A 23,094-nucleotide genomic window follows, 5' to 3' on the forward strand; every position below is an offset into this window, starting at 1 on the left:
TCTCGGTCAGGACCCCATCTGCCTCGGCCTCGGTGCGGGCCCGAGCGGCGCGGCCCGCCCCGCGCTCCGGGGGCCGCGTCATGCGGGCCCACGTTGTCGGACCACGGGGCGCTCCCGCGGCCCCGGACCGCCGCGACCACCCGGCGGGAACGGGCCGGGGCCGGCCGTCACCCCCGTTCCCAGGCGTCCTTCAGCCGTGCCGCCTGACGCACCAGTTGCGACGTTCCGCCGCGCGCGGCCGTCTCGGCGAGCCCGGGTATCGGCTCGGCCCCCGTCGCGCCGCAGTGCTCGACGCACTCGGCGGCCACGGAGAGCAGATCGCTCAGTCCGCGAGGTGCCTTCTCGTGCGCCAGCAGCCCCGGCAGAACACCGGTCAGCACGGACAGCACCGTCCGGTACGCGCCGGTGACGGCTGCGGTACGGGCGGAATCCGCGAGGCGGTTGGGCTTGATCAGACCGTGTCCGAGAAGGATCGCCAGCTGTTCGCCGAGCAGCGCCGCGTCGAGCTGCTGCCGGGTGGCGAGCATCAGCAGGGCGTCCACCGCCGTCAGCCGGTCCTCCGGGTACCGGGAGCCCAGCCCGTACGCCGCCGTCAGATGAACGGCCTCGCCCGCGGGCGAGTCGAGTTCGGCGAGCAGCAGCAGCGGCCGGACGGTGTCCTTCACCTCGTCGATCACGCCGGTTGCGAGGTTCGGCAGCAGCCAGGCGGCCAGTGTCTCGGCGTCCTCGGGCAGGGTGGCGGTCCAGTACTCCGGCTGCTCCCCCCAGTGGTAACAGGGATGATGCGCAGGGATCTGCGGTTGGCCCAGACAGTGGAAGGAACGCGGGAACTCCTCCAGGACGAACGAGCGTTCCCGACTGGCCATCAGGATGCGGTGCGAGCGGACGACCGACTGACCCACCCGGGTCTTCTGCTCCAGATCGAACCGGTACACCTGCGCGAGCGGTTCGTCGGCCCGCAGCCATGCCGCCAGCCGGTCGCCCTCAGGGGTACCGAGCAGGACGGCCGCCTCGGCGTCCTCGTGTCGGCCGCCGCGCCGCACACGCAGCAGGGCCTGGGCGAAGTCGGCCTCGCCGGGCCGGATTTCGAGCCGCTGGTACGCACGCAGCCGCTCGACCAGCACGGCCGGCTCGAGCGATCCGGTGTGCCAGGTGGGGACGGCCAGCAGGAACGGAACGTCGCCGGTCAGCATCGCGTGGGCCGCTTCCCACAGCCGGGCCTTCAGGACCCCCTGCAGCGCGGCGTGGGCGCAGGTCCCGGTGCCGGTCCAGGAGGCACGCTCCAACCGCACGGCCTGCATCGACACCCGTCCGAGCAGCGCGGCCACGACGATCCTGAGGTTCACTTCCGAGTGGAGCTGCCGCTGGAGCCGCGCCTGCGGTTCGTCGAGCCACCACTCACCCGCCAGCGCGTCGCGCAACGCGTCGGTCAACGCCGACCGGTCGGTGTGGGCATGGCGCACCAGCCCGTCCAGCGTCCGCTCGAAGGCGGTGACATCCGGTGCCGCCGATCTGACCAGGGTCACCACCTCCTCGACCAGTTCGGGCAGCGTCGCAGGCGCCGGCTCGAGTGGCTGCGGAACCGGCACCGGAGGCAGCAGTTCCTCGTACTCCTCCGTCCCCGGCTGCTCGGCCACGGAACCGCCGAACACCTCGGCCACCCTCGTGCGGTGCGCCGGCCCCAGCAGCGCGGCCGACAGGGCGAGCTCCTCCCGTACCCCGGCCCCGGCGGCCGGCAGGTACCGGGCCACGAGCTTGAGCGCCCGCTCCTGGATGTCGATGTCCTCGTGCTCGAAGGCGCCCCCGACGGTGGGCAGCAGTTCGTCGACCGCCGACGGATCGCGGCGCAGCACCTTGCCGAGCAGCACGAGCTGGGCCCGGACCAGTTTCTTCTCGGTGCGGAACAACACCGACTCCGAGACGTCCGCCAGGGTTCGCACGGAAAGCTCGCCGCGCTCGTCCAGCCGGGTCAGTACCCCCTGGGCGTAACCGGCCACGGTGGAGATGCCGTCCGCAGCCATCCCGGCCCAGTCCGGGATCCGCTCCGTCTCCTCCTGCTCGGTCGGACCGAGCTCGCGCAGAACGGTCAGGAAGAAACGCATCTCGCTGGAATTGCCGCCGCGCAGCAGTCGGGCCACACAGCCGTCGACGACCACCGACCGCTCCAGCAGGCCCTCCTCCGGGAGCGAGGCCAGTGTGGCGCCCCACCGGCACGGGTCGTCCGGGCCGTCGCTCCAGGGCATCTCCGGAGGCAGTTCCGTCAGCTCGAAGATCCGCGGGAGGAGAACAGCCGTGTACGGATCGGCACGCAACACCTCGACGAGCGGTTTCCTCCGGTGCTGCTGCCACTGCGCCCTCGAGACCGCGCTGACCCAGCCCCGCACGAAACCCTCCGTCGTGGGCACGGGGCACTGCGCCTTCTTCACCAGCGCGGAGATCAGCTCGTACGACGCCTCCGCCGTCGCGGTCCGGGCCGCCAGCCGGTGCGCGAGATCACCGAGCCACTCCGGATCACGGTCCGCCAGGACCGCGAGGACCAGGGGGACGGGCGGACGGTCCCAGCCGATCAGGTCCCGGCCGCCGAGCCAGGCGGCGCACCCCGCGGCGCCCGTGTGACAGCCCGCACCGGCCACCAGCAGAGACCTGCGGACCTTGCCCTGCTTCTCCCACTCCCAGCCCCGCACCTCCTTCCGGAGCGCCTTCAGCTCGGTCAGTGCCGCTCTGCGCTCCGCCCGGTCCATCCCGGCCAGCAGGTCCGGCACGTGATGCGCGGGCGATTCCCGTACGGCGGTGAGGAGCTCCTTCATCGCGCACCCCCGGCGACCGGCGCACCGCGGCGGACCATCCGGACGGCCAGGGCGTGCTTGCACGGCCCCCGCAGTCCCCGGTAGTCGGCCCACCACTGGCAGGTACAGCTCAGCATTCCGTCCTTCTCCCTCACCTGGTAGCGGCGTTCCCCCGAGGCCACGGCCGCCACGTCTCCATCAAGCACGACCGCCCCCGAACCGGCCAGTTCCCGGGCGGCCACCAGGCGCGGATTGTGCCGCTCGGCCCGATCGGCGTCGTACGGCAGCTCGCGGTGGAAGTAGGCCGCGTCGGCGAGGTCGTAGCCGACCCGGCCCGCCGTACCCAGCCGGGTGAGCGCAGCCCGTACCCGCTCCACCGCGAGACCGGACTGCTCCGCCAGATCGGCCGTGTCGATCCGGGGCTCCCAGGCCAGCAGCACGGACACCAGCTCGGCGTCGGCCGCCGCGTCGTCGGTGGCCAGCGCGTCGAGCACCCCGCCCTCGCCCGAGAAACCCCGCGCGGCATCGGGCGAGAGCGTCAGGGTGAGGCGCATGCCCGGCAGCACGACCTCCCAGGCGCTCGCGGTCGCCGCCCCGTCGGTGACCGGTCCGTACACCCGTAGCGACGTGGCATGACGCAGCACCCGCTGGAGTGCGGCCAGCCGCTCGGGCCCCGGCAGGCATATCGCCCCCGCCACCGGCCGGGTCGTCGGCCGAAGCGTCTTCCCGGCAGGAATCACCCAGCGGGCGCCCCGCGAGGCATTGCCCGACGAACGCGGCAGCGAACGCAGGAACCGGACGGCCTCGGCGGCCGGCAGCTCGGCCCGCAGATCGAAACCGGCGGATATCACCTGCGCCTCGGCGAAGCCACGCAGCCACCGGTCGGGCAGCGGCACCTTCTTCTCCACGACCGGACCGTCCAGTGTGGTGACGGCCATCTCGTCCGGGCCCACCCGCAGATGCAGCGGATCGCCCCCGGTCAGCCGCGAAAGCGCCTCCCGCAGCGGATTGTTGACGTCCACGTTCGTGGTGCCGTGACCCGTCCGCTCCCCGTCCAGACCCTCCTGCAGCACATCGAGGCGCGCGTACACACCGCAGCAGCCGGAGAACGACTCAAAACGCAACCGGTCGCCGTTGCCCGTCACCACCGGGTCGAGCGAGGCGGGCAGGGTGCGCTGGTAGTAGCGCGTGGACGCCACGTCCGCCACGGCCAGCAGGCCCTGGGCCGCGATCCTCGGCGAGGTGAGGAAACCGGAGAAGAACCGGGGATGGAGCTCGGCGCCCCGCGGTGTGAGGCCGCCGGAGGTCTCCAGCCCGAGGAGCCGTCCCGTCTGCGCGGACTCCAGGGCGGACGGGCGGGCGTAGGCCAATGCCTGAACGGATCGGGTCATGGAAAAACCGTAGAACCCACCACTGACAATCGGCCCCCGGCCGCCACCGGGAGCCGATCGCCAGCGTGTTCACTGCCCGACGCGCCCCGGCCGCAGCACCTTGCTGAACAGCACGGACCCGCCCTGCGCCCGCAGCCGCACGGTCAGTTCGCCGCTGTCACCGTCGATGTCGACCTGCCCGAAGTACTGCGGCGCCTCCATCGGCGACACGTTCGCCCGGTCGGGCGCCTGCACGAAGACCCGTTCGGGGCCGAACGTCGCGTCGAGGGCGTTGGCCGGGAACTGGCCGGCGGCCAGCGGCCCCGACACGAACTCCCAGAACGGTGCGAAGTCCTTGAACGCCGCACGCTCGGGCGCGTAGTGCTGCGCCGACGTGTAGTGCACATCGGCCGTCAGCCAGACCGTGCCGGTGATCCGCCGGTGCTTGACGAACCGCAGCAGCTCCGCGATCTGCAGCTCACGCCCGAGCGGAGCCCCCGGATCGCCCTGGGCGACCGCCTCGAAGTCCGTCGCGCCGTCGGTGACCACCAGCCCCAGCGGCATGTCCGCAGCGATCACCTTCCACACCGCGCGGGACCGGGAGAGCTCGTGCTTGAGCCACCTCAGCTGCTCGGCACCGAGAATGCCCGTCGTGTCGTCGGCCTGCCGTCCGGGCGAGTTGGCGTTGCGGAAGGACCGCATGTCGAGGACGAACACGTCGAGCAGCGGACCGTGCCGCACCACCCGGTGCATCCGGCCCTCCCCGGACGGGCCGTGCGGCGTGGACACGGGGAAGTACTCGCGAAACGCCCGCATCGAACGGGCCGCCAGCACGTTTACGTCCTTCTCGGTGTACCGGGCGTCCTCGAGGATCTGTCCGGGGTACCAGTTGTTGCGCACCTCGTGGTCGTCCCACTGGACGATCGAGGGCACCTGCGCGTTGAACTCGCGGAGGTTGTGGTCGAGCAGGTTGTAACGGAAGTTCCCGCGGTACTCGGCGAGGGTCTCGGCGACCTTCGCCTTCTCCTCGGTGGTGACGTTGCGCCAGATCCGCCCGTCGGGCAGGGGCACGCTCGGCTCGATGACGCCGTCCGCGTAGATGTTGTCGCCGCTGCAGAGGAAGAAGTCCGGGTCGAGGCGGCGCATCTCGTCGTACACCACGTAGCCGCCGATGTCCGGATTGATGCCCCACCCCTGTCCCGCGATGTCCCCCGACCACAGGAAGCGCACCCCGTCCCGACGTCGGGCGGGCGCCGTCCGGAAGGTTCCGTGCACCGGCTTCCCGGTCCGGCGGGGGTCCTGGGGATCGCAGAGCGTCACCCGGTAGTGCACCTGCTCGCCCGGCGGCAGCCCGTACAGCGGTGTCGTCCCCGTGAAGTCGCCACCGGGGCCGAGGAGCGGCCCGTGCCAGGTACGCGCCCGGCGGAAGGACTCCGTCGCGGAGGTCTCCACGACCATCCGGGCCGGGCGGTCCGACCGGACCCAGACCAGCGCGGAGGACGAGGTGACATCGCCCACCTGCACACCCCACGCCGCGCTCGGCCGGCCGGAGAGCGCGAACGCGGGGGCCGAGGCACCCACCACGGGGAGCGTGAGCGCGGCGGACGCGGCGAGCGAACCGCGCAGCACACTGCGGCGGTCGGGGGACGGAACATGCGGACGGTACGACATCGAGGCGCCTCCGGGGCACTGGTCGGTGGGGCTCGGAACCCCCGTCCGTGCCGGGCACCGGACATGCGACCGGCGCGATCCGGACAGGCGGCCCCGAGGGCGGCCGGTCGGCCGGTGCCACCCTCGTACCCGTCGGCGGCGCGCACACCAACCTCAGGTGAACACCCGGCCCCGGCCCTCCGGGGCGTCCGGCCCGCCCGTGTCCCGCAGGGCCGCCGCCAGCAGCCGCACACCTCGCTCGATCTCGGCAGGGGCCAGATGCGCGTAGCCGAGGACCAGGTTCACCGCACGGTTCCCGGACCCGGCGGTTCCGGCGGCGGCGAGCGGCCGCAGGGCCACCCCGGCAGCGGCCGCGCGCGCCAAGAACACCGGCTCGGGCCCGTACCGTCCGGGCAGTTCGGCGATGACGTGGAGTCCCGCGGCGATCCCGCTCACTCCGGTGCCGGGAAAACACTCCTCCAGCATCGACATGAGCGTGTCGCGGCGTTCGCGGTAGGCGCGCTGGCAGCGTCGCAGCTGCCGGTCGTAACCGCCCCGGGTGATGAAATCGGCGAGGACCGCCTGATCGACGGACGGGTTGCCCAGATCCATGGTCCGTTTGCGGGCGACGATCTCGTCCGTCATGTCCGCCGGCGCCAGGAGCCAGCCCAGCCGCAGCCCGGGAGCCAGCGACTTGCTCACCGAACCGGTGTACGCGACATGCTGCGGGTCGAGCCCCTGCAGCGCGCCGACGGGTGCGCGGTCGTAGCGGAAGTCGCCGTCGTAGTCGTCCTCCACGATCAGCCCGTCCATGGCGCGAGCCCAGTCCAGCAGTCGGCTGCGACGGGCGGCGGAGTAGGCGATTCCGGTGGGGAACTGGTGCGCGGGAGTGGTCACGACCGCGCGCACGCCCGAGCGTACGAGGGGCGCGACCGCCAGCCCCTCGTCGTCGAGCGGCAGACCGACGGCGGCGAGCCCCGCGGAGGCGAACAGCGCGGAGTGTTCGTGGCTCCCGGGATCCTCGACGCCGAGGGTCCGTATCCCGCGCCCGTGCAGGACGAACCCCAGCAGCGTCGTCGCCTGTGCCACGCCGGAGCACACCACCAGGCGCTCCGGGTCGGCGACCACCCCGCGGCGCCGCGTCAGCATGGCGGCCAGGGCCTCCCGCAGCACGGGCAGCCCGCGGGGGTCGGGGTAGCCGAGCACGCCGTGCGGCAGCCGGCCGAGCACCGAACGGTGTGCGGTGGCCCAGGCGGCCCGCGGGAACAGCGACAGATCCGGCGTGCCCGGCCGGAAGTCCACGCGTACGCCGGGCGCGCGCGGAGCGAGATCACGGGCCGCCGGCGCGGCGGCCCGGACCGCTTCGCCCACCCAGGTGCCCGCCCCGCGCCCGCTGCGCAGATACCCCTCGGCGGTGAGCTGCTCGTACGCCTCGGTGACCAGACCGCGCGACACCCGCAGATCGGCCGCGAGCGCACGGCTGGACGGCAGCCGCGTCCCCGGAACGAGACGGCCCGAGCGCACGGCCTCGCGCAGCGCCGACTGCAGCGCGCGACCGCGCCGACGGGCCGGCTCCTCGACGGCCGGCAGCAGCAACTCCCAGGCGGCGGAGCCGAAATCCGTACCGGCCGCGCGGCCCGGCGGCGGATTGGTCCTCGAAGACGTCATGGAAGTGGACCTTAAACCGGTCCGCCCGGCTGCCTAGCGTCGGTCGCATGAACGCCACTTCTCTGCGCGGGGCGCTTCTCGCGGCCCTCGCCTGCGTCCTCGTGGGCGCTTCCTTCACCGCCAACAGCGTCCTGGGGGACTACCCGTACGCGGGCGGCCAGGCGCTGCGCTACGGGCTCGCGGCACTGCTGCTCGTACCCGTCCTGGCCCGCGACGGCAGGGCCCGGACGGCCACCGCGCTGCGCGCCCTCACCCCGCGGCAGTGGGGGCGGCTCGCACTGCTGGCAGCCGTCGGCATGGTGGGCTTCAACCTGGCCGTCCTCGCCGCGGAACAATCCGCGGAACCCGCTGTTCCGGGGGTGTTCGTCGGCTGTGCCCCGATCCTGGTCGCCGTTCTCGTACCCCTGCTGGACGGCCGTCGGCCTGCGCGCCCGGTGCTGTACGCGTCCGGGCTCGTCGCCGCCGGGGCCTTCACGGTGCAGGGCTGGGGCCGTACGGACCTGGCGGGCGTCCTCTGCTCGGCCGGGGCCCTGGCGGGCGAGGTCGGATTCGCCGTCCTCGCCGTACCCGTGCTGCGACCGCTCGGGCCGAGGCTGCTGTCCGCCGCGGTCTGCGCCGTCGCCGCCATCGAGTCGGCACTGCTGGGCGTCGTCCTGGACGGCGGCGGTGCGCTGCGGAGGCCCACGACGGCGGAGGCCGCCGCGCTGGTGTGGCAGGCGGCGGTGGTCACCGTTGTCGGCTTCGTCTGCTGGTACATGGGCATGCAGCGCATCGGTGCCGAGCGCGCCACCCTCTTCTCCGGCCTGATCCCGGTCTCCGCCGCGCTCACCGCACCGTGGGTCGGCGCCGGTTCGTACGGGGTCGCACAGGCCGGCGGCAGCCTTCTGGTGGGGCTCGGGGTCGCCCTCGGATCGGGTGTCCTGTCCCGAAAAGCGGCGGTGGGGACCGGCGGCGCGGGCTCAGCGGCCGGTGTCGAGGATCACCCGGGACACCAGCGCCGGATCGTCGTTCATCGGTACATGACCGCATCCCGGAAGCCGGACCAGCCGGGCGTCGGGAACGATGCGCTTGGCCCGGACTCCCTGCCGGCGCAGCAGGATCCGGTCCCGGCTGCCCCAGGCGACGGTCACGGGCAGCCCCGGCACGTCGTCGGTGAACAGCACGTCCCGGCCGGCGTCGAGCGTCCGGTGAAATCCGGTCGCCTCACGCAGGGCGACGGTCTCGGCGACCACGGCACCGGGTGAACGGCGGCCGGGCCGGGCGTAGATGGTGCTGGTCAGCGTCGTGCGTCCGGCCGCGCTGCGCGACAGCCGCTCGATCAGCGGCATCGGCATCGCCAGGGCGGCCCGCCGCATGGCCCGCAGCGTTCCGAACGCGTAGCGCCGCTCGCCCGGGGTCCAGAAACCGGCGGGCGACAGCGCCGTCACCGACCGGACGAGCTTCTCCCGGCCGAGCCCCAGCGCCAGCAGACCGCCGAGCGAATTGCCCGCCACGTGCGGCCGGTCCACGCCGATCGCCTCGCAGAACGCGCCGAGCACCGTGACCACGGTCGGCAAGTCGTACGACAGACCGTCGGGCAGTGCGGGGGAGACGCCGAAGCCGGGGAGATCCACGGCTGTCACGTCCCGTTCCACGGCCAGGAGGGGCAGCACCGGGTCCCAGGCCTGCCGGTGGTGGCCTATGCCGTGGAGCAGGAGCAACGGTTCGCCGGTGCCGGTCCGTTCGTACTCCACGGACACGGTCCGGGGCCCCTGTGGTGATTCGACACTGAACGAGACCGTGGTGGCCATGCTGCTGCTCCCCGGGTGATCCGGCATGAAAGAGCCATGCCTGAAGGCGAATTAGACGTCTTGTCAACAACAATTACCGTTCAGTAGCCCGCGGTTCAAGGGGCTGGGCGATTCGCGCTGGACAGGGTGCGACGGGTGGGCTGGGATGGAGCGGTGACAGCCGACACCGTGACCGACGTCTTCGAGGACCACCGCCCCGTGCTCACCGGGGTCGCCTACCGCATGCTGGGCAGGATTGCCGACGCCGAGGACGTGGTGCAGGAGGCATGGCTGCGCTGGTCGTCCGCATCCCGCGCGGACGTGCGCGAACCGCGCGCCTTCCTCGTCAGGATCGTCACCCGCCTCGCCATCGACCGGCTGCGACAGGTGCAGTCGCGCCGCGAGGCGTACGTCGGCCCGTGGCTGCCGGAACCCGTGGTCACCGACTTCGGCCCGGCCGTGCCCGACACGGCGGAACGGGCCGTTCTGGCCGACTCCGTGTCGATCGCCGTACTCGTCGTCCTGGAATCCCTCTCCCCGCTGGAACGGGCCGTCTTCGTGCTCCGCGAGGCGTTCGGCTTCCCGTACGCGGAGATCGCCGCCGCCCTGGACCGGAGCGAGGCCGCGGTGCGCCAGCTCGCGGGGCGTGCGCGGCACCACGTGGAGGAGCGCAAACCTCGCTACGACGTCGATCCGGCACACCGCCGCGACCTCACGGAACGGTTCCTCGCCGCAGCGGCGGGCGGTGACATCGAGGGGCTGCTGGCCCTGCTAGCGCCCGACGTGCGGCTCGTCGGCGACAGCGGCGGGAAGTCCAGGGCCCCGCTGCGGATCATCGAGAGCGCCGACAAGGTGGGCCGGTTCCTCGTCGCCGTCGCCCGTGACCAGGCGCCGGGCTCCGACGTCAGATTCCTGGAGTTCAACGGCGGGCCGGGCCTGCTGGTGCTCCTGGGCGGAAAGGCCGACTCGGTTCTTCAGGTGGACGTCAGGGACGGACTCGTCCAGTGCGTGTACATCGTGCGCAACCCTGACAAGGTCGCCCACCTCTCCGCTCTCGCGACGGAGTAGCGGGCCCGGCCCTCCCCGGTCACTGCCCGTTCGGTCGGTCCCTACGGACCCGGCCGCCCCTCCGGCACCCTCACCCCCTGCGCGAAGCCCCACGCCCCCGTCGGCGTGGGGCTTCTTGCTGTGCCCGGCTCACGGGGTCACGAACATCCTGTGAACGCTCTGCGGCAGAGCCCCGTTCCGCTGCGTGACCGCCCGAGGATTGGTCTTGACCAAGGGGGTGTCCCGTCCTATGGTCTCACCGTTAAGACAGGAACCTTTAATAAATAACGTCGCGGAAAAGCCGCTGGGCGATTGCGGAGGACAGGGTGGGGACCACGCAGCTGGAATCGGTGCAGGAGCCGAAGTACTGGCACCTCAAGACCGTGCTCAGTGAGGCACTCGACTCGGACTTTGCGGTGGGCGAGATCCTGCCCAACGAGCGTGAGCTCGCCGCCCGGTTCGGAGTCGCCCGAGCCACGCTCCGGCAGGCTCTGGAACAGCTCGAACTCGAAGGAAGGCTGCAGCGCCGCCGCGGTGTCGGGACCACCGTCGCCCCGCCGCGCGTCGGGGTCGCCGTCTCCACCGCGCAGCGGGACTGGTCCGGCGGCGGTACGGCCGAGGCGTGGCAGCCGGTGGACTGCACGACGGCCGTGGCACCGGCATCGGTGTCGGCTGCGCTCGACGTGGACGCCGACGAGCCGGTGCACATCGTGCGCCGGATCCGGGTGACCCACGGACAGGCGGTCGCGGCGGAACTCCTCTACGTCCCGGCCTCGTCCGTGCCCGAACTTTCTGCGATCGACACCCCCTCCGGCGCCGTCCGGGCCCGCGGCGTCCTGCGCGAACTGCACCGCCTCCGCCTCGAGGGCCAGGACCGGTCGGTGGAGCTCGGATCGGCGCGGGTGGACGACGCCAAGGAACTCGACCGGCTCCCCGGCGCCCCCGTGCTCGTCGTCACCACCCGCTACCTCGCCGCAGGAGGCACCGCCGCGCTCTCCGTCGCCACGTACCGGGCGGACACCTGCCGGCTCACCTTCGGCGACTCGGGCGACCTGGAGATCAGCCACCACGCCCAGCAGCGCCAGGCCTCCTGAGCCCCCGCTCGGGCCCGGGAGCGTCGGACGACCGGTACCTCTGCCCAGGGGTACCGGACATTGCCCAGGGGCACTGGACGTCCCGCGGCCCCGCCCCCGGGGACGGGCTGCCGTCCCGGGAGCCCCGGGAGTCCTGAAGCGCATGCCGGACTCCCGGAGACAGCAGGCTTTGCCGGCGCCCCTCACCGGTACGCCGATACGCACGGCCCGTCGCACTCAGCGGCGGGCCGTCACCGTTCCCTCCACCGCGAAGAGCTGCTCCTCCACATGGTCGAGAGCCAGCCGCAGCGCACCGGTGGCCACCGCCGCCTCCCCGAGCAACGACAGCGTGACCCGGGGCGGCCGGAGGCAGTAGCGGGCCAGCTCGTGGCGGAGCGGTTCCAGCACGTCGTCCAGTCCGGTGGCCCAGCCGCCCACCACCACCAGCTCCGGGTCCAGCGCCAGCACCAGTGCCGCGACATCGTGCACCAGGCGCTGGATGAACCGCTCGACCGCCGCCTGGGCCCGGAGATCGCCCTGGCGGGCCTTCGCGAACACATCGGCCACGGCGGGTTCGTCCAACGGATCCAGCGGTGTGTCCGTCGTGGACAGCAGCCGTTCCGGGGTGACTTCGCGACCCAGCAGATGCAGTGCGCCGATCTCGCCGGCCGCACCGCCGAAACCGCGGTGCAGCCGCCCGCCGATCAAGGACCCGGCACCGGGGCTCAGCCCCGCCAGGACGAAGACGATGTCGTCGGACTCGGTGGCGGAACCCTTCCAGTGCTCCGCCACCGCCGCCGCATTGGCGTCGTTCTCCACGAGGACCGGACAGCGGAAGGACCGTCTCAGCCGCTCGCCCAGCGCCAGCCCCGTCCAGCCCGGCAGCGCGGTGCCGAGCCGTACCGTCCCGTCGGCCTCCACGATGCCGGGACTGCCGACCCCCACCGCCCGCAGACTGCTCCGGGCCACCCCCGTCCGCCGCAGGAGGTCGGCCACGACGGCCCTGACCTTGTCGAGCCGCTCGTCGGCGCTCGCGGTCTCCGACACCTCGCGCGAGCCGGAGCCGATGATCCGGCCGTCCAGCCCGGACAGCAGGGCGGACACCCGGTGTGGGCCGATCTCGACGCCGAGCAGGTGCCCGGCCTCGGCGTGGAACCGGAACCGGCGGGCCGGTCGGCCCTGCCGTCGGGCCCCGGCCCCGTCGGGCACCGACTCGACGACCAGCCCGGCCTCGAAGAGCCCCTCCATCACGCCCTCGACCGTCGGCCGGGACAGGCCCGTGATACGGGTCAGGTCCGTGAGCGTGGGGGAGTCGGCGCCCCGGAGAGCGTGCAGCACCACTGCGGAATTGATGCGCCGCAACAGTGACGGATCCCCACCGGTCAGCCGGCCCACGGTGTGTCCTCCCTGCTCGAGCGCATGTCAGGCGGATGGTACTCGCTGGCCGGGTGCGGGGCGACCGCGGGCCGCGACGGATACCCGGAGCGGGGCCGTCACCCCGGAGCCACGAACCCGGATTCGTAGGCCGCGATCACCGCCTGGGTACGGTCCCGCGCCCCCAACTTGGTGAGTACGGCGCTCACATGGGTCTTCACCGTCTCGACCCCGACCACGAGTTTGGCGGCGATCTCCGCGTTCGACAGGCCGCGGGCCATCAGGCGCAGGACAGCGGACTCCCGATCGGTGAGAGCCGCCCGGTCCATGACCGCCCGTGCCTTGCTGGTGCCGTACTCGGCGGCGAGCTGCCGGACCGCCGCCGGGAACAGCAACGACTCGCCCTCGGCCACCAGACGCACCGCGTGCACGATCTCGGCGGGACGGGAACGTTTGAGGAGGAAACCGTCCGCACCGGCACGCAACGCCTCGTAGACGTACTCGTCGTTCTCGAAGGTGGTGACCACCAGGATCTTCGGCGGGTCCGGCACCGTGCGCAGCACCACCCGCGTGGCTTCGATGCCGTCCATCAGCGGCATCCTGACGTCCATGGCGACCACGTCGGGGCGCAGCTGACGCAGCAACGGAATCACGGCGGCACCGTCGCCCACCTCGCCCACCACTTCGATGTCGGGCTGGGCGTCGAGGACCGCACGCAGCCCCGCCCGGACAAGGGGTTCGTCGTCGACCAGAAGAACACGGATCGGCATCGGATCACCCCAGCCCGTTCAACGGAAGACTCGCGTGCACCCGCCACTCGTCCCCGTGCGGCCCCGTCTTGGCCTTCCCGCCCAGCAACGCGGCCCGTTCCCGGATCCCCCGCAGCCCGCTCCCCCTGCCCGGCTTGCGCGTCGAATCCGTGAGTGGATTGGTGACCTCCAACTCCAGCCGCCCGTTCGTGATGCTGATCCGCACCCGAACGGAAACCGCCCCCGAGTGGCGCAGCACGTTGGTGAGGGACTCCTGGAGGATGCGGTATCCCTCGCGGGAGACCGCCCCCGGAAGCTGCTCCAGAGGGCCGGACACCTCCGCGTCGACTTTCGCGCCCGAACCGCGTGCGGAGTCCAGCAGCCGATCCGCTTCCACCAGCGTCGGCCGTTGACCCACCGGTCCTCCCGATTCACGCAGCACCCGCAGGACCCGCTCCAGGTCGTCGAGCGCGTCGCGACCGGTCTCCTCGATCGCGGTCAGCGCCCGTTCGGTGAACTCCGGGTTCTGCGCAGCTCGGGCCGCGCCCGCCTGCACGACCGCGACCGTCAACGCGTGCCCGATCGAGTCGTGCAGCTCACGGGCGATGCGGTTGCGTTCCAGCAGCTGCTCCGTGCGCTCCTCCAACGCGGTCAGCCGCTGCACCGGCGAGAGACCGAGAAGCCATCGGGCGGTCGTGGTGACCAACCGGCCGCTCACCACGACGAAGGCGAGCAGAGCCAGCAGGGGAACAGGGATGAGCAGGGCGTACCACCAGTGCGGCTCCGCTCCTCGGACCAGCCAATCGCCGCTCGGGCGGGAGCCGGAAGCGGCCACGGCGAGGTCGACCGCGGTCGCGGGCAGCCACACGGTGGCCATCCACACGACAGCGGCGAACACCAGCCGTGCCTCCAGCCACACCACGGTTCTCCAGCGATCCGCCCACGTGGTCGCAGGACTCGCGGAGATCGAGGCATCGGCTCTGCCCCGCTCGCCGGGGGTGAGCAGAAGCTGTGCCTGAACCCCCTCGGCGAGCCGCATCCCGGGCAGCATCCCGACCGGAACGGCGAAGACCATGGGCACCCACGGCGTGTCCGGTGAGATGAACACCCACACGCTGTAGACCGCACCGGGGAGGACGAGATGCAGCCATCGGGTGTAGGTGACGGACGAGGCGAGCGGGTGGAGAAGACGGAACATGCCGCCATCGTGTCAGCCCGCGCCACCGGGCGGCTCCCCCGAGCGAGGGAGATCATCCCCACCGGCGGGGGAGGTGAGGGCCGAGGCGTGGCCGCGAGGCTGAGGACATGACCAACATCGACGTCCAGCAACTCACCAAGGAATACGGTGCGAACCGTGCCGTGGACGGTCTCACGTTCAGTGTGAGACCCGGACGCGTCACCGGTTTCCTCGGCCCCAACGGCGCCGGCAAGTCCACCACCATGCGACTCGTCCTCGGTCTCGACCGGCCCACTGCCGGCAGGGCCACGATCGGCGGGCAGCTCTACACCACGCTCGACAACCCGCTGCGCCGTGTGGGCGCCCTGCTCGACGCCCAGGCCGCCCATGGCTCGCGCACCGCCCGGAACCACCTGCTGGCCCTCGCGGTCAGCAACGGCCTGGGCGCGCGCAGGGTCGAGGAGGTTCTGGAGGAGGCGGGGCTCGGCGAGGTCGGCGGAGCGCGGATCAAGACCTTCTCGCTCGGCATGCGCCAGCGGCTGGGCATAGCGGCTACCCTGTTGGGCGATCCGGAGACCGTGATGCTGGACGAGCCGTCGAACGGTCTGGACCCGGAAGGCATCATCTGGATCCGGGAGCTGATGAAGCGACTCGCCCGGGAGGGCCGGACGGTCCTGGTCTCCAGCCATCTGATGAACGAGACCTCCTCGTTCGCCGACCACTTGGTGGTGCTCGGCCGGGGCCGACTCCTCGCCGACCTGCCGATGCAGGAATTCCTGGAGTCCCGCAGCCGGCCCCGGGTGCGGGTGCGCACGACCGAGCCCACCCGGCTGCGCGACATATTGCTCCGCAAGGGACATGAGCCGACGCAGGACGGCGACGGCCGCTGGACTGTGGAGGGCGCGAAGGCCGGGGAGATAGGCGCGTTGGCCGCAGCCGAAGGCATCGCGGTTCTCGAACTCGTCGACGAACAGGTCACGTTGGAACAGGCCTACCTCGATCTCACCGCCGATGCCACGGAATTTGCATCGGTGTCCACCTCAACCGCTGACCGTCGGGAGCGCTGACCATGTCGACCATCGCAGTGCTGCACTCCGAGTGGATCAAGATCAGATCGGTGCGGTCCGTCGCGGGATCCCTGGCCGCAGTCCTTCTCGTGACGCTCGCCGTCACCGTGCTGGCCTTTGCCACTGTCGGTCAGGCCGAAGCGGACAACCCGGGCGCCGATCCGGTCTTCAACGCCTTCTACGCGCTGAACTTCGGTCAGATCGCGGCCATCAGTTTCGGCGCGACCGCGATCTCGTCCGAGTACCTCAACGGGGCTCTGCGGATATCGCTCGCCGCCGTGCCGCGTCGCAACCTCTTCTACGCCGTCAAGTTTGCGCTCATCGGAGCAGTGGCCCTCGTCGTCGGTCTGACCACCAGCTTCAGTTCCTTCCTGGTGGGCCAGATGTTCATGGGGAAGTACGCGATCGGCCTCGGCGAGCCGGGAGCCCTGCGAGCGGTCCTCGGAGGCGGGACGTACCTGGCCCTGATGGCTCTGCTCGCCGCTGGACTGGCAGTGGTACTGCGCAGCGCCGTCGCCGTACTCAGCCTGCTCATACCGTTCATCCTCATCGTCTCCTTCGTGGTCGGAGACGTCGCGGGCAGCGTCGCGCAGTATCTGCCGGACCGTGCGGGACAGCTGGTGCTCCACCAGAACCCCGAAGGCAGTCTCGGCCCGTGGGGCGGGCTCGCGGTGGCAGCGGCCTGGGCGGCGGCTGCGGTGCTGGCCGGCTGGTGGGCGATCAGACGCCGGGACGCGTGACCCGCTGCCGGCCCTCCCACACGGAACCTCGTGCGGCCGAAGGCCATCGCGCAACGCCCGGCATGGGGCGGCTTGTCGGCGCCGGGAGGCGCACTGGCGGCATGACCACCGCACATCGCCTCCGCCGGAGCGCAGAGCACAGTACCTCGTGGGGCACGGTGCGCTACCTCGCGGGGCACGGTGCGCTGCCGATGTCGCTCACCGGCCGGTGGGGCGGGCCGTGAAGAGTCGGCCCGTGGAGCGTGCAGGAAGGGGCGGCCGCCGATGAGGAGATGCCGGAGGCGCGGGCCCGGAGCCGTGGGGGCCCCGGGCGAAGACGGCAGGGTCAGGGATCTTCGACGGGAAAGGGACGGGGATGGGGTCCGTCACGGTCGACGGCGGCGCGGAGACGTGCGTACTCCTCCGCCATCGTCAGGGTGGTCCAGTGGGCGTTCAGGCCGCTGGGGTTGGGCAGGGCCCAGACCCGGGCGCCGCCGATGACGTGGTCCTGCGGGCCGATCCGGGCGGTGCGCCGGTTGAAGGCGGTGCGGTACGCCGTGACCCCTACGACCGCCAGCCACCGCGGTCCCAACCGCTCGGCCTTGGCCGCCAGAATCCGGCCGCCCTCGCGGAACTCCTCGGCGGACAGCTCGTCCGCCCGAGCGGTGGCCCGAGCGACCACGTTGGTGATGCCGAGCCCGTAGCGCAGCAGTTCGGTCTGCTCGGCCGGCTTCAACTGACGTGGGGTGAAGCCGGATTGGTGGAGGACGGGCCAGAAACGGTTGCCGGGGTGGGCGAAATGGTGTCCCGTGGCGCCGGTCGTCAGGCTCGGGTTGATCCCGCAGAACAGCACACGCAGACCGCCCGCGACCACATCGGGAACGGTGTGGTCACGGGCGGCCCGGAGCTCTTCGGGTGTCATCCGGGTCTCATCCGGCTGCGGATGCGGTCGTCACAGGATGGAGCCCGGCGTGTAGGCGGCAGCCTCGGGGTGCTGCTTGACGATCTCTTCGATGCGGGAGACCAACGAGGCGACCTGGTCGCCCGCGGCCCCGGTGAAGGAGAGCTTGTCGGCCATCAGCGCGTCCAGCTCCGTGCGGTCCAGCGGAATGCGCTCGTCGGCGGCCAGCTTGTCGAGCAGCTCGTTGCGCTCGGCGCCCTGCTCGCGCATGGCCAGTGCCGAGGCGACCGCGTGCTCCTTGATCGCCTCGTGGGCGACCTCACGGCCGACCCCCGCACGCACCGCGCCCATCAGGACCTTGGTCGTGGCGAGGAACGGCAGGTAGCGGTCCAGCTCACGGGCCACGACGGCCGGGAACGCCCCGAATTCGTCGAGCACCGTCAGGAAGGTCTCCAGCAGGCCGTCGAATGCGAAGAAGGCGTCCGGGAGCGCCACCCGACGGACCACGGAACACGAGACGTCGCCCTCGTTCCACTGGTCGCCCGCCAGCTCGCCGGTCATCGACGCGTAGCCGCGCAGGATCACCATCAGGCCGTTGACGCGCTCGCAGGAGCGGGTGTTCATCTTGTGCGGCATCGCGGACGAGCCGACCTGGCCCGGCTTGAAGCCCTCGGTCACCAGCTCGTGCCCGGCCATGAGACGGATCGTCTTCGCGACCGACGAGGGCGCCGCGGCCAGCTGGACCAGGGTGGTCACCACGTCGTAGTCGAGGGAGCGGGGGTAGACCTGGCCGACCGAGGTGAAGGCCTGGGTGAAGCCGAGGTGCGCGGCGATGCGCTGTTCGAGCTCGGCGAGCTTCCCGGCGTCGCCGCCCAGCAGGTCGAGCATGTCCTGCGCGGTGCCCACGGGGCCCTTGACGCCGCGCAGCGGGTAGCGGCCCAGCAGGTCCTCGAGTCGTCCGTAGGCCACCAGGAGTTCGTCCGCGGCCGTCGCGAAGCGCTTGCCGAGCGTGGTCGCCTGCGCGGCGACGTTGTGGGAGCGCCCGGCCATGACCAGCTCGCGGTACTCGCCCGCCAGCTTGCCGAGCCTGGCCAGAACCGCCACGGTACGGTCGCGCATCAGCTCCAGGGAGAGCCGGATCTGCAGCTGCTCGACGTTCTCGGTGAGGTCCCGGGAGGTCATGCCCTTGTGGACCTGCTCGTGGCCGGCGAGGGCGTTGAACTCCTCGATCCGGGCCTTGACGTCGTGACGGGTGACCTTCTCGCGCTCTGCGATCGAGGCCAGGTCGACCTGGTCGACGACACGCTCGTAATCGGTGAGGGCGGCGTCCGGTACCTCGATCCCGAGGTCCTTCTGAGCGCGCAGCACCGCCAGCCACAGCCGGCGCTCCAGCTTCACCTTCTGCTCGGGGGACCAGAGGACGGCCAGCTCCGTGGAGGCGTAGCGGCCGGCCAGGACATTGGGGATGCGAGGCTTCGCAGACACAGCAGTCACGTGGCCAGATTCTACTGGCGATTTGTGCAGGCCGGCGCCGCGGTCCGGTTTGTGGGTTGCTACGAGAGCGAATCCGCGTCCACTGGGCGCCACCCCGCCACCGGCCCGGGGTCACGGGCGTCCTCGGGGGTGACCCAGAACGCTCTGCCCAGTTCGGAGCTGTACTGGGCGCCGGTCCGGCCGTCTCCGGACGAGCGGCCGGTCAGCCGGCGGCCGATCCACGGCATCAGGTGCTCACGGGCGAAACGGAGGTCGTCGACGCGCCGCTTCGCCCACTTCGGCGGCACCGCGGCCGGCAGCGGGGTACGCCAGTCGTTCTCCGGCGGCAGTCCCAGTGCCTGCCAGACGGCCTCGGCGACCCGGCGGTGCCCGTCGGCCGTCAGATGCAGCCGGTCCACGTCCCACAACCGGGGATCGCCCAGGGCCGGCGCCCCGTACAGATCGACGACCACCGCCCCGTGCCGGTCCGCCAACGTGTCGACCAGGGAGAACAGCTCCTCCATCCGTGGACGGAAACGCTCCATCACCGGGCCGTTCCGGCCGGGGCTCCGCATGAGCACGAGCTTCTTGCAGGAGGGAGCGAGACGCTCCACCGCCTCTTCGAGCCGCCCCCGCACCATGCCCATGTCGCACTTGGGCCGCAGGGTGTCGTTGAGCCCGCCGACGAGGGTGACCACATCCGCGCGCATGGCCGCTGCCGCGTCGACCTGCTCGTCGACTATCTGGCCGATCAGCTTGCCCCGCACGGCGAGATTCGCGTAGCGGAACCCCGAAGCGCGGGTGGCGAGCCGTCCGGCGAGGACATCGGCCCAGCCGCGGTAGGAACCGTCGGGCAGCAGGTCCGACATGCCCTCGGTGAACGAGTCGCCGACCGCGACGAGACTGTTGCAGGAGGCATTCATTTCCATGGCGATGTGATCGTATCGCGGTGGATCCGGCCCCTCCCCGGGTTCGTGGAGCCGGTCCCTTCCCGAGCTCTCGGCCCCGCCGTGCCGGGGCGGGACGGGCTCGGGCCGGTGGCGCCCCGGGCGGAGGCGGCACCGGCCCGTCGGGGCCGCGGAGCGTCGGACCGGCGGATCAGCGGGCCTTGGGACGACCCACCAGTTCGCGGAGCACGTCCTCCATGGTGACCATTCCGGCCAGCCGGTCCTCCTCGTCGAGAACCGCCGCCAGATGCGTACGACTGCGCCGCAGCGCGGTCAGTACGTCGTCGAGCGGGGTGTCGGCCCGGACCCGGGCGATCGGCCGCATCGCCGTCACCGGGAACGGGACGTCGCGCGGCACGACATCGAGGGCATCCTTCACATGGAGGTAGCCCAGGATCCGTTCCTCGCCGTCCAGCACGGGGAAGCGTGAGAAGCCGGTTTCGTACGAGAGCTGTTCCAGCTGCTCCGGCGTGGTCCCGGCCCTGGCGTACACGACGCGGTCCACTGGCATCACCACGTCCCGCACCGGGCGGCGGCCCAGTTCGAGAGCGTGGTGCAGCCGCTCGGCCGAGCGGTTGTCGACCAGCCCGGCGTCGCCGGCGTCCTTCACCAGCCGGGCCAGTTCGTCGTCGGAGAAGGTCGCCGCCACCTCGCCCTTCGCCTCGACGCGCAGGATCTTGAGCAAGGCGTTGGCGAAGGCGTTGATCGCGAAGATCACCGGGCGCAGCGCCCTGGCGAGCGCCACCAGCGGCGGTCCCAGCAGCAGCGCGACCCGCACGGGCTCGGCCAGTGCGATGTTCTTCGGGACCATCTCGCCGAGCAGCATGTGCAGATACGTCGCCAGGGACAGCGCGATCACGAACGAGATCGGATGGACCAGCCCGTGCGGCACCCCCACCGTGTCGAAGACGGGCTCCAGCAGGTGCGCGATGGCCGGTTCGGCGACGATGCCGAGCACCAGCGTGCACAGGGTGATGCCCAGCTGCGCCGCAGCGAGCAGCGCCGATACGTGTTCGAGGCCCCAGACGACGCTCCGCGCCCGCCGGTTCCCGGCCTCGGCATCGGGCTCGATCTGGCTGCGTCGCACGGAGATCAGAGCGAACTCCGCGCCGACGAAGAAGGCGTTGACGACCAGGGTCGCCAATCCGATGAGGAGCTGAACGGCGGTCATCGCCCGTCCTCCGTCCGCTCGTCGCTCCCGGCCGGTGGCGCGTGGAGCAGGGCCCGCGCGGCACGGCGTCCGGACGCGTCGACCACGTCGATCCGCCAGCCCGCCAGCTCGATCGCGTCACCCACGGCGGGAATGCGGCCCACCTCGGTGGCGACCAGTCCGGCGAGGGTCTCGTACGGCCCGTCGGGCACCCGCAGTCCGATCGTCCTCAGCTGGTCGACGCGCGCGGCGCCGTCGGCCGACCACAGGATCCGCCCGTCGGCGTCCTCGCCGGCCGGTGCGAGGTCCGGCGTCTCGTGCGGGTCGTGTTCGTCACGCACCTCACCGACCACTTCCTCGACGATGTCCTCCAGCGTCACGACTCCGGCCGTACCGCCGTACTCGTCGATGACGACGGCCATCGTGAGCCTGCCGGACAACCGGTCCAGGAGCCGGTCCACGGTGAGGGTCTCCGGCACGAGCAGGGGCTCGCGCAGCATCTCCGAGACGCGTGTACGGGGCCGCTGCCCGGCGGGGATCGCCAGCACGTCCTTGATGTGTGCGACGCCCACGACGGTGTCGAGGCTGCCGCGGTAGACGGGGAAGCGGGACAGGCCGGTCGCACGGGTGGCGTTCGCCACGTCCTCGGCCGTCGCCTGCGCTTCGAGGGCGGTGACCTGGACCCGGGGGGTCATCACGTTCTCCGCCGTGAGCTCCGCCAGGTTGAGGGTGCGGACGAACAGCTCCGCGGTGTCCGCCTCCAACGCGCCCTCCTTCGCGCTGTGCCGTGCCAGCGCGGCCAGCTCCTGGGGGCTGCGCGCCGATGCGAGCTCCTCGGCCGGTTCCAGGCCGAAGCGACGTACGGTCCGGTTCGCGGTGTTGTTGAGGTGGCTGATGAACGGCCGGAAGATCGCGGTGAAGATCCGCTGAGGGGTGGCCACGGCCTTCGCCACGGCGAGGGGGGAGGAGATCGCCCAGTTCTTCGGGACCAGTTCGCCGACGATCATCAGGAAGACGGTGGACAGCGCGGTTCCCAGGACGAGGGCCACGGAGGACGCCAGGCCCGGGGACAGTCCGACGGCCTCCACCGGACCGCGGATCAGTTTCGCGATGGACGGTTCGGAGAGCATGCCGACCACCAGGTTGGTGACGGTGATGCCGAGCTGCGCGCCGGAGAGCTGGAAGGTGAGGCTGCGAACGGCCTTCAGGGCGCTCGCCGCACCCCGTTCGCCCCGCTCGACGGCCCGCTCCAGCTGTCCGCGCTCGACCGTCGTCAGCGAGAACTCCGCCGCGACGAAGGCGCCACAGGCGAGCGAGAGCAGCACCGCCACGAGCAGGAGAAGCACTTCGGTCATCGGTTCACCTCCGTCCCATGATCGGGCAGGGGCAGGAGGATCGCTCGGTGCCGGGAGGAACGGCTACTGGGAGGTTCGCCCATGGAAGGACGCTCACACCTTTCGGAAGGGGCGGGCAGAAGAACATCCATCGTAAAGGATCGGCAAAGTCGCCCACTCTTGCGGTGATCGTCTCACTTCGTGAGCGGTTTCACCCAGCGTCGCCAGTGATCCTCGCGGTGATAGCCGCCCGCGGCCCATGTGCGATGTGCCTGCTCGTTGGCCTCCAGGACCATGGCGTCAACGCGACGCCCACCCAGAGCGGTGAACCTCTGCTCCGCCGCTGCCATCAGGGCCGCGGCGATGCCCTGTCGGCGCGAGTCCGGGTGCACGGCCAGGCGGTAGGCGGAGCACCGCCAGCCGTCGAAACCCGCTATGACCGTTCCGACGAGCCGACCTTCCCGCTCCGCCAGGAGCAGGGCCTCGGGGTCCCTCGACAGCAGTCGGGCCACCCCGTCGTGGTCGTCGCTGATGCTCGTCCCCTCCGCCGCCTCGCTCCAGAAGCCCAGTACGGCGTCGATGTCCGGGAGGTCGGCGTGGCGGATGCGGAGGTCACTTCGGTGATCGTTCATCGGGCGAGCCAAGCAGAGTGCCGGTCCGCCCGCGATCGATTTGTGCCGGGGGAGGGGTGGAGCGTGATCAGTAGGCGGAGTTGACGTTGTCGATGGAGCCGTAGCGGTCGGCGGCGTAGTTGGCGGCCGCGGTGATGTTGGCGACGGGGTCGGTGAGGCTGTTGGCGGTGCCGGCGACGTGGTAGGCGTCGAAGGTCGGCTGGATCAC

Annotated in this window: 18 protein-coding genes and 2 pseudogenes; 5 read left to right on the forward strand and 15 right to left on the reverse strand. The window is 71.7% G+C overall.

Going from position 1 to position 23,094, the window contains the following annotated elements; all coding sequences use genetic code 11:
• Positions 1-167: 167 nt before the first annotated feature.
• The 4 genes from ACWCXX_RS31460 to pdxR form a co-directional block, all read right to left on the reverse strand.
• Positions 168-2,807, reverse strand: coding sequence for a DUF7825 domain-containing protein (locus ACWCXX_RS31460; protein ID WP_451133189.1), 2,640 nt, complete (start codon positions 2,805-2,807; stop codon positions 168-170).
• Positions 2,804-4,177, reverse strand: coding sequence for an SWIM zinc finger family protein (locus ACWCXX_RS31465; RefSeq protein WP_451133191.1), 1,374 nt, complete (start codon positions 4,175-4,177; stop codon positions 2,804-2,806). Before ACWCXX_RS31465 ends, ACWCXX_RS31460 begins: the two co-directional genes overlap by 4 nt.
• A 69-nt stretch (positions 4,178-4,246) precedes the next feature.
• Positions 4,247-5,827 carry an alkaline phosphatase D family protein gene (locus tag ACWCXX_RS31470; RefSeq protein ID WP_451133193.1) on the reverse strand — a complete coding sequence of 527 codons (1,581 nt, stop codon included), beginning with the start codon at positions 5,825-5,827 and terminating at the stop codon, positions 4,247-4,249.
• A gap of 153 nt (positions 5,828-5,980) precedes the next feature.
• Entirely contained in the window at positions 5,981-7,474 is a 1,494-nt protein-coding gene (pdxR, locus tag ACWCXX_RS31475) for a MocR-like pyridoxine biosynthesis transcription factor PdxR (RefSeq protein WP_451133195.1), read from the reverse strand.
• A gap of 47 nt (positions 7,475-7,521) precedes the next feature.
• Here pdxR and ACWCXX_RS31480 point away from each other — a divergent pair.
• A pseudogene (locus ACWCXX_RS31480) lies at positions 7,522-7,938 on the forward strand (EamA family transporter); the annotation flags it as partial.
• 495 nt (positions 7,939-8,433) lie between these two features.
• Here the strand turns inward: ACWCXX_RS31480 and ACWCXX_RS31485 are convergent.
• Positions 8,434-9,264, reverse strand: a complete 831-nt coding sequence (locus ACWCXX_RS31485) for an alpha/beta fold hydrolase (RefSeq protein ID WP_451133196.1) — start codon at positions 9,262-9,264, stop codon at positions 8,434-8,436.
• A 153-nt stretch (positions 9,265-9,417) separates the two neighbouring features.
• On the opposite strand from ACWCXX_RS31485, the gene sigJ reads away from it, so the two are divergent.
• Together sigJ and ACWCXX_RS31495 are read left to right on the forward strand one after the other, a co-directional pair.
• On the forward strand, positions 9,418-10,311 hold the full coding sequence (gene sigJ / locus ACWCXX_RS31490; RefSeq protein WP_451133198.1) for an RNA polymerase sigma factor SigJ: 894 nt from the start codon (positions 9,418-9,420) through the stop codon (positions 10,309-10,311).
• 305 nt (positions 10,312-10,616) lie between these two features.
• Positions 10,617-11,384, forward strand: a complete 768-nt coding sequence (locus ACWCXX_RS31495) for a GntR family transcriptional regulator (protein ID WP_451133200.1) — start codon at positions 10,617-10,619, stop codon at positions 11,382-11,384.
• 216 nt (positions 11,385-11,600) lie between these two features.
• Here ACWCXX_RS31495 and ACWCXX_RS31500 read toward each other — a convergent pair whose 3' ends face one another.
• The 3 genes from ACWCXX_RS31500 to ACWCXX_RS31510 form a co-directional block, all read right to left on the reverse strand.
• Complete coding sequence (locus ACWCXX_RS31500) at positions 11,601-12,758, reverse strand: ROK family transcriptional regulator (protein WP_451133202.1); 1,158 nt, start codon at positions 12,756-12,758, stop codon at positions 11,601-11,603.
• 98 nt (positions 12,759-12,856) lie between these two features.
• The gene (locus ACWCXX_RS31505; RefSeq protein ID WP_451133204.1) at positions 12,857-13,507 is read right to left on the reverse strand and encodes a response regulator transcription factor; all 651 of its coding nucleotides are present in this window, start codon (positions 13,505-13,507) and stop codon (positions 12,857-12,859) included.
• A 4-nt stretch (positions 13,508-13,511) separates the two neighbouring features.
• Positions 13,512-14,684 (reverse strand): sensor histidine kinase, encoded by a 1,173-nt coding sequence (locus ACWCXX_RS31510; RefSeq protein WP_451133206.1) that lies wholly within the window; start codon positions 14,682-14,684, stop codon positions 13,512-13,514.
• A 107-nt stretch (positions 14,685-14,791) separates the two neighbouring features.
• Between ACWCXX_RS31510 and ACWCXX_RS31515 the strand changes: the two genes are divergently transcribed.
• Both ACWCXX_RS31515 and ACWCXX_RS31520 read left to right on the forward strand, forming a co-directional pair.
• Complete coding sequence (locus ACWCXX_RS31515) at positions 14,792-15,730, forward strand: ATP-binding cassette domain-containing protein (RefSeq protein WP_451133208.1); 939 nt, start codon at positions 14,792-14,794, stop codon at positions 15,728-15,730.
• Positions 15,731-15,732: 2 nt separating this feature from the next.
• A complete protein-coding gene (locus ACWCXX_RS31520; RefSeq protein ID WP_451133210.1) occupies positions 15,733-16,470 on the forward strand; it encodes an ABC transporter permease in 738 nt (245 codons plus the stop codon).
• 325 nt (positions 16,471-16,795) lie between these two features.
• On the opposite strand, the gene mug is transcribed toward ACWCXX_RS31520, so the two are convergent.
• From mug to ACWCXX_RS31555, 7 genes and pseudogenes are all read right to left on the reverse strand, one after another.
• On the reverse strand, positions 16,796-17,371 hold the full coding sequence (mug, locus tag ACWCXX_RS31525) for a G/U mismatch-specific DNA glycosylase (protein ID WP_451133212.1): 576 nt from the start codon (positions 17,369-17,371) through the stop codon (positions 16,796-16,798).
• Between the two features lie 30 nt (positions 17,372-17,401).
• The gene (gene purB, locus ACWCXX_RS31530; protein ID WP_451133214.1) at positions 17,402-18,844 is read right to left on the reverse strand and encodes an adenylosuccinate lyase; all 1,443 of its coding nucleotides are present in this window, start codon (positions 18,842-18,844) and stop codon (positions 17,402-17,404) included.
• A gap of 59 nt (positions 18,845-18,903) precedes the next feature.
• The gene (locus ACWCXX_RS31535) at positions 18,904-19,752 is read right to left on the reverse strand and encodes an SGNH/GDSL hydrolase family protein (RefSeq protein WP_451133216.1); all 849 of its coding nucleotides are present in this window, start codon (positions 19,750-19,752) and stop codon (positions 18,904-18,906) included.
• A 169-nt stretch (positions 19,753-19,921) separates the two neighbouring features.
• Complete coding sequence (locus ACWCXX_RS31540) at positions 19,922-20,941, reverse strand: hemolysin family protein (RefSeq protein ID WP_451133218.1); 1,020 nt, start codon at positions 20,939-20,941, stop codon at positions 19,922-19,924.
• Positions 20,938-22,275 carry a hemolysin family protein gene (locus ACWCXX_RS31545; RefSeq protein WP_451133220.1) on the reverse strand — a complete coding sequence of 446 codons (1,338 nt, stop codon included), beginning with the start codon at positions 22,273-22,275 and terminating at the stop codon, positions 20,938-20,940. Before ACWCXX_RS31545 ends, ACWCXX_RS31540 begins: the two co-directional genes overlap by 4 nt.
• A 173-nt stretch (positions 22,276-22,448) precedes the next feature.
• Complete coding sequence (locus ACWCXX_RS31550) at positions 22,449-22,886, reverse strand: GNAT family N-acetyltransferase (RefSeq protein ID WP_451133222.1); 438 nt, start codon at positions 22,884-22,886, stop codon at positions 22,449-22,451.
• Between the two features lie 67 nt (positions 22,887-22,953).
• Positions 22,954-23,094 (reverse strand): annotated as a pseudogene (locus ACWCXX_RS31555) (transglycosylase SLT domain-containing protein); the annotation flags it as partial.

Source organism: Streptomyces sp. NPDC001732 (assembly GCF_053596315.1).

Excerpts from the sequence above, each read along its gene's own strand:
- ACWCXX_RS31485 (WP_451133196.1), bottom strand. The coding sequence starts at position 9,264 with ATGGCCACCACGGTCTCGTTCAGTGTCGAATCACCACAGGGGCCCCGG.
- ACWCXX_RS31545 (WP_451133220.1), bottom strand. The coding sequence starts at position 22,275 with ATGACCGAAGTGCTTCTCCTGCTCGTGGCGGTGCTGCTCTCGCTCGCC.
- ACWCXX_RS31550 (WP_451133222.1), bottom strand. The coding sequence starts at position 22,886 with ATGAACGATCACCGAAGTGACCTCCGCATCCGCCACGCCGACCTCCCG.
- ACWCXX_RS31520 (WP_451133210.1), top strand. The coding sequence starts at position 15,733 with ATGTCGACCATCGCAGTGCTGCACTCCGAGTGGATCAAGATCAGATCG.
- ACWCXX_RS31510 (WP_451133206.1), bottom strand. The coding sequence starts at position 14,684 with ATGTTCCGTCTTCTCCACCCGCTCGCCTCGTCCGTCACCTACACCCGA.
- ACWCXX_RS31465 (WP_451133191.1), bottom strand. The coding sequence starts at position 4,177 with ATGACCCGATCCGTTCAGGCATTGGCCTACGCCCGCCCGTCCGCCCTG.
- ACWCXX_RS31505 (WP_451133204.1), bottom strand. The coding sequence starts at position 13,507 with ATGCCGATCCGTGTTCTTCTGGTCGACGACGAACCCCTTGTCCGGGCG.
- mug (WP_451133212.1), bottom strand. The coding sequence starts at position 17,371 with ATGACACCCGAAGAGCTCCGGGCCGCCCGTGACCACACCGTTCCCGAT.
- ACWCXX_RS31515 (WP_451133208.1), top strand. The coding sequence starts at position 14,792 with ATGACCAACATCGACGTCCAGCAACTCACCAAGGAATACGGTGCGAAC.
- ACWCXX_RS31460 (WP_451133189.1), bottom strand. The coding sequence starts at position 2,807 with ATGAAGGAGCTCCTCACCGCCGTACGGGAATCGCCCGCGCATCACGTG.
- ACWCXX_RS31535 (WP_451133216.1), bottom strand. The coding sequence starts at position 19,752 with ATGGAAATGAATGCCTCCTGCAACAGTCTCGTCGCGGTCGGCGACTCG.
- ACWCXX_RS31470 (WP_451133193.1), bottom strand. The coding sequence starts at position 5,827 with ATGTCGTACCGTCCGCATGTTCCGTCCCCCGACCGCCGCAGTGTGCTG.
- ACWCXX_RS31540 (WP_451133218.1), bottom strand. The coding sequence starts at position 20,941 with ATGACCGCCGTTCAGCTCCTCATCGGATTGGCGACCCTGGTCGTCAAC.
- pdxR (WP_451133195.1), bottom strand. The coding sequence starts at position 7,474 with ATGACGTCTTCGAGGACCAATCCGCCGCCGGGCCGCGCGGCCGGTACG.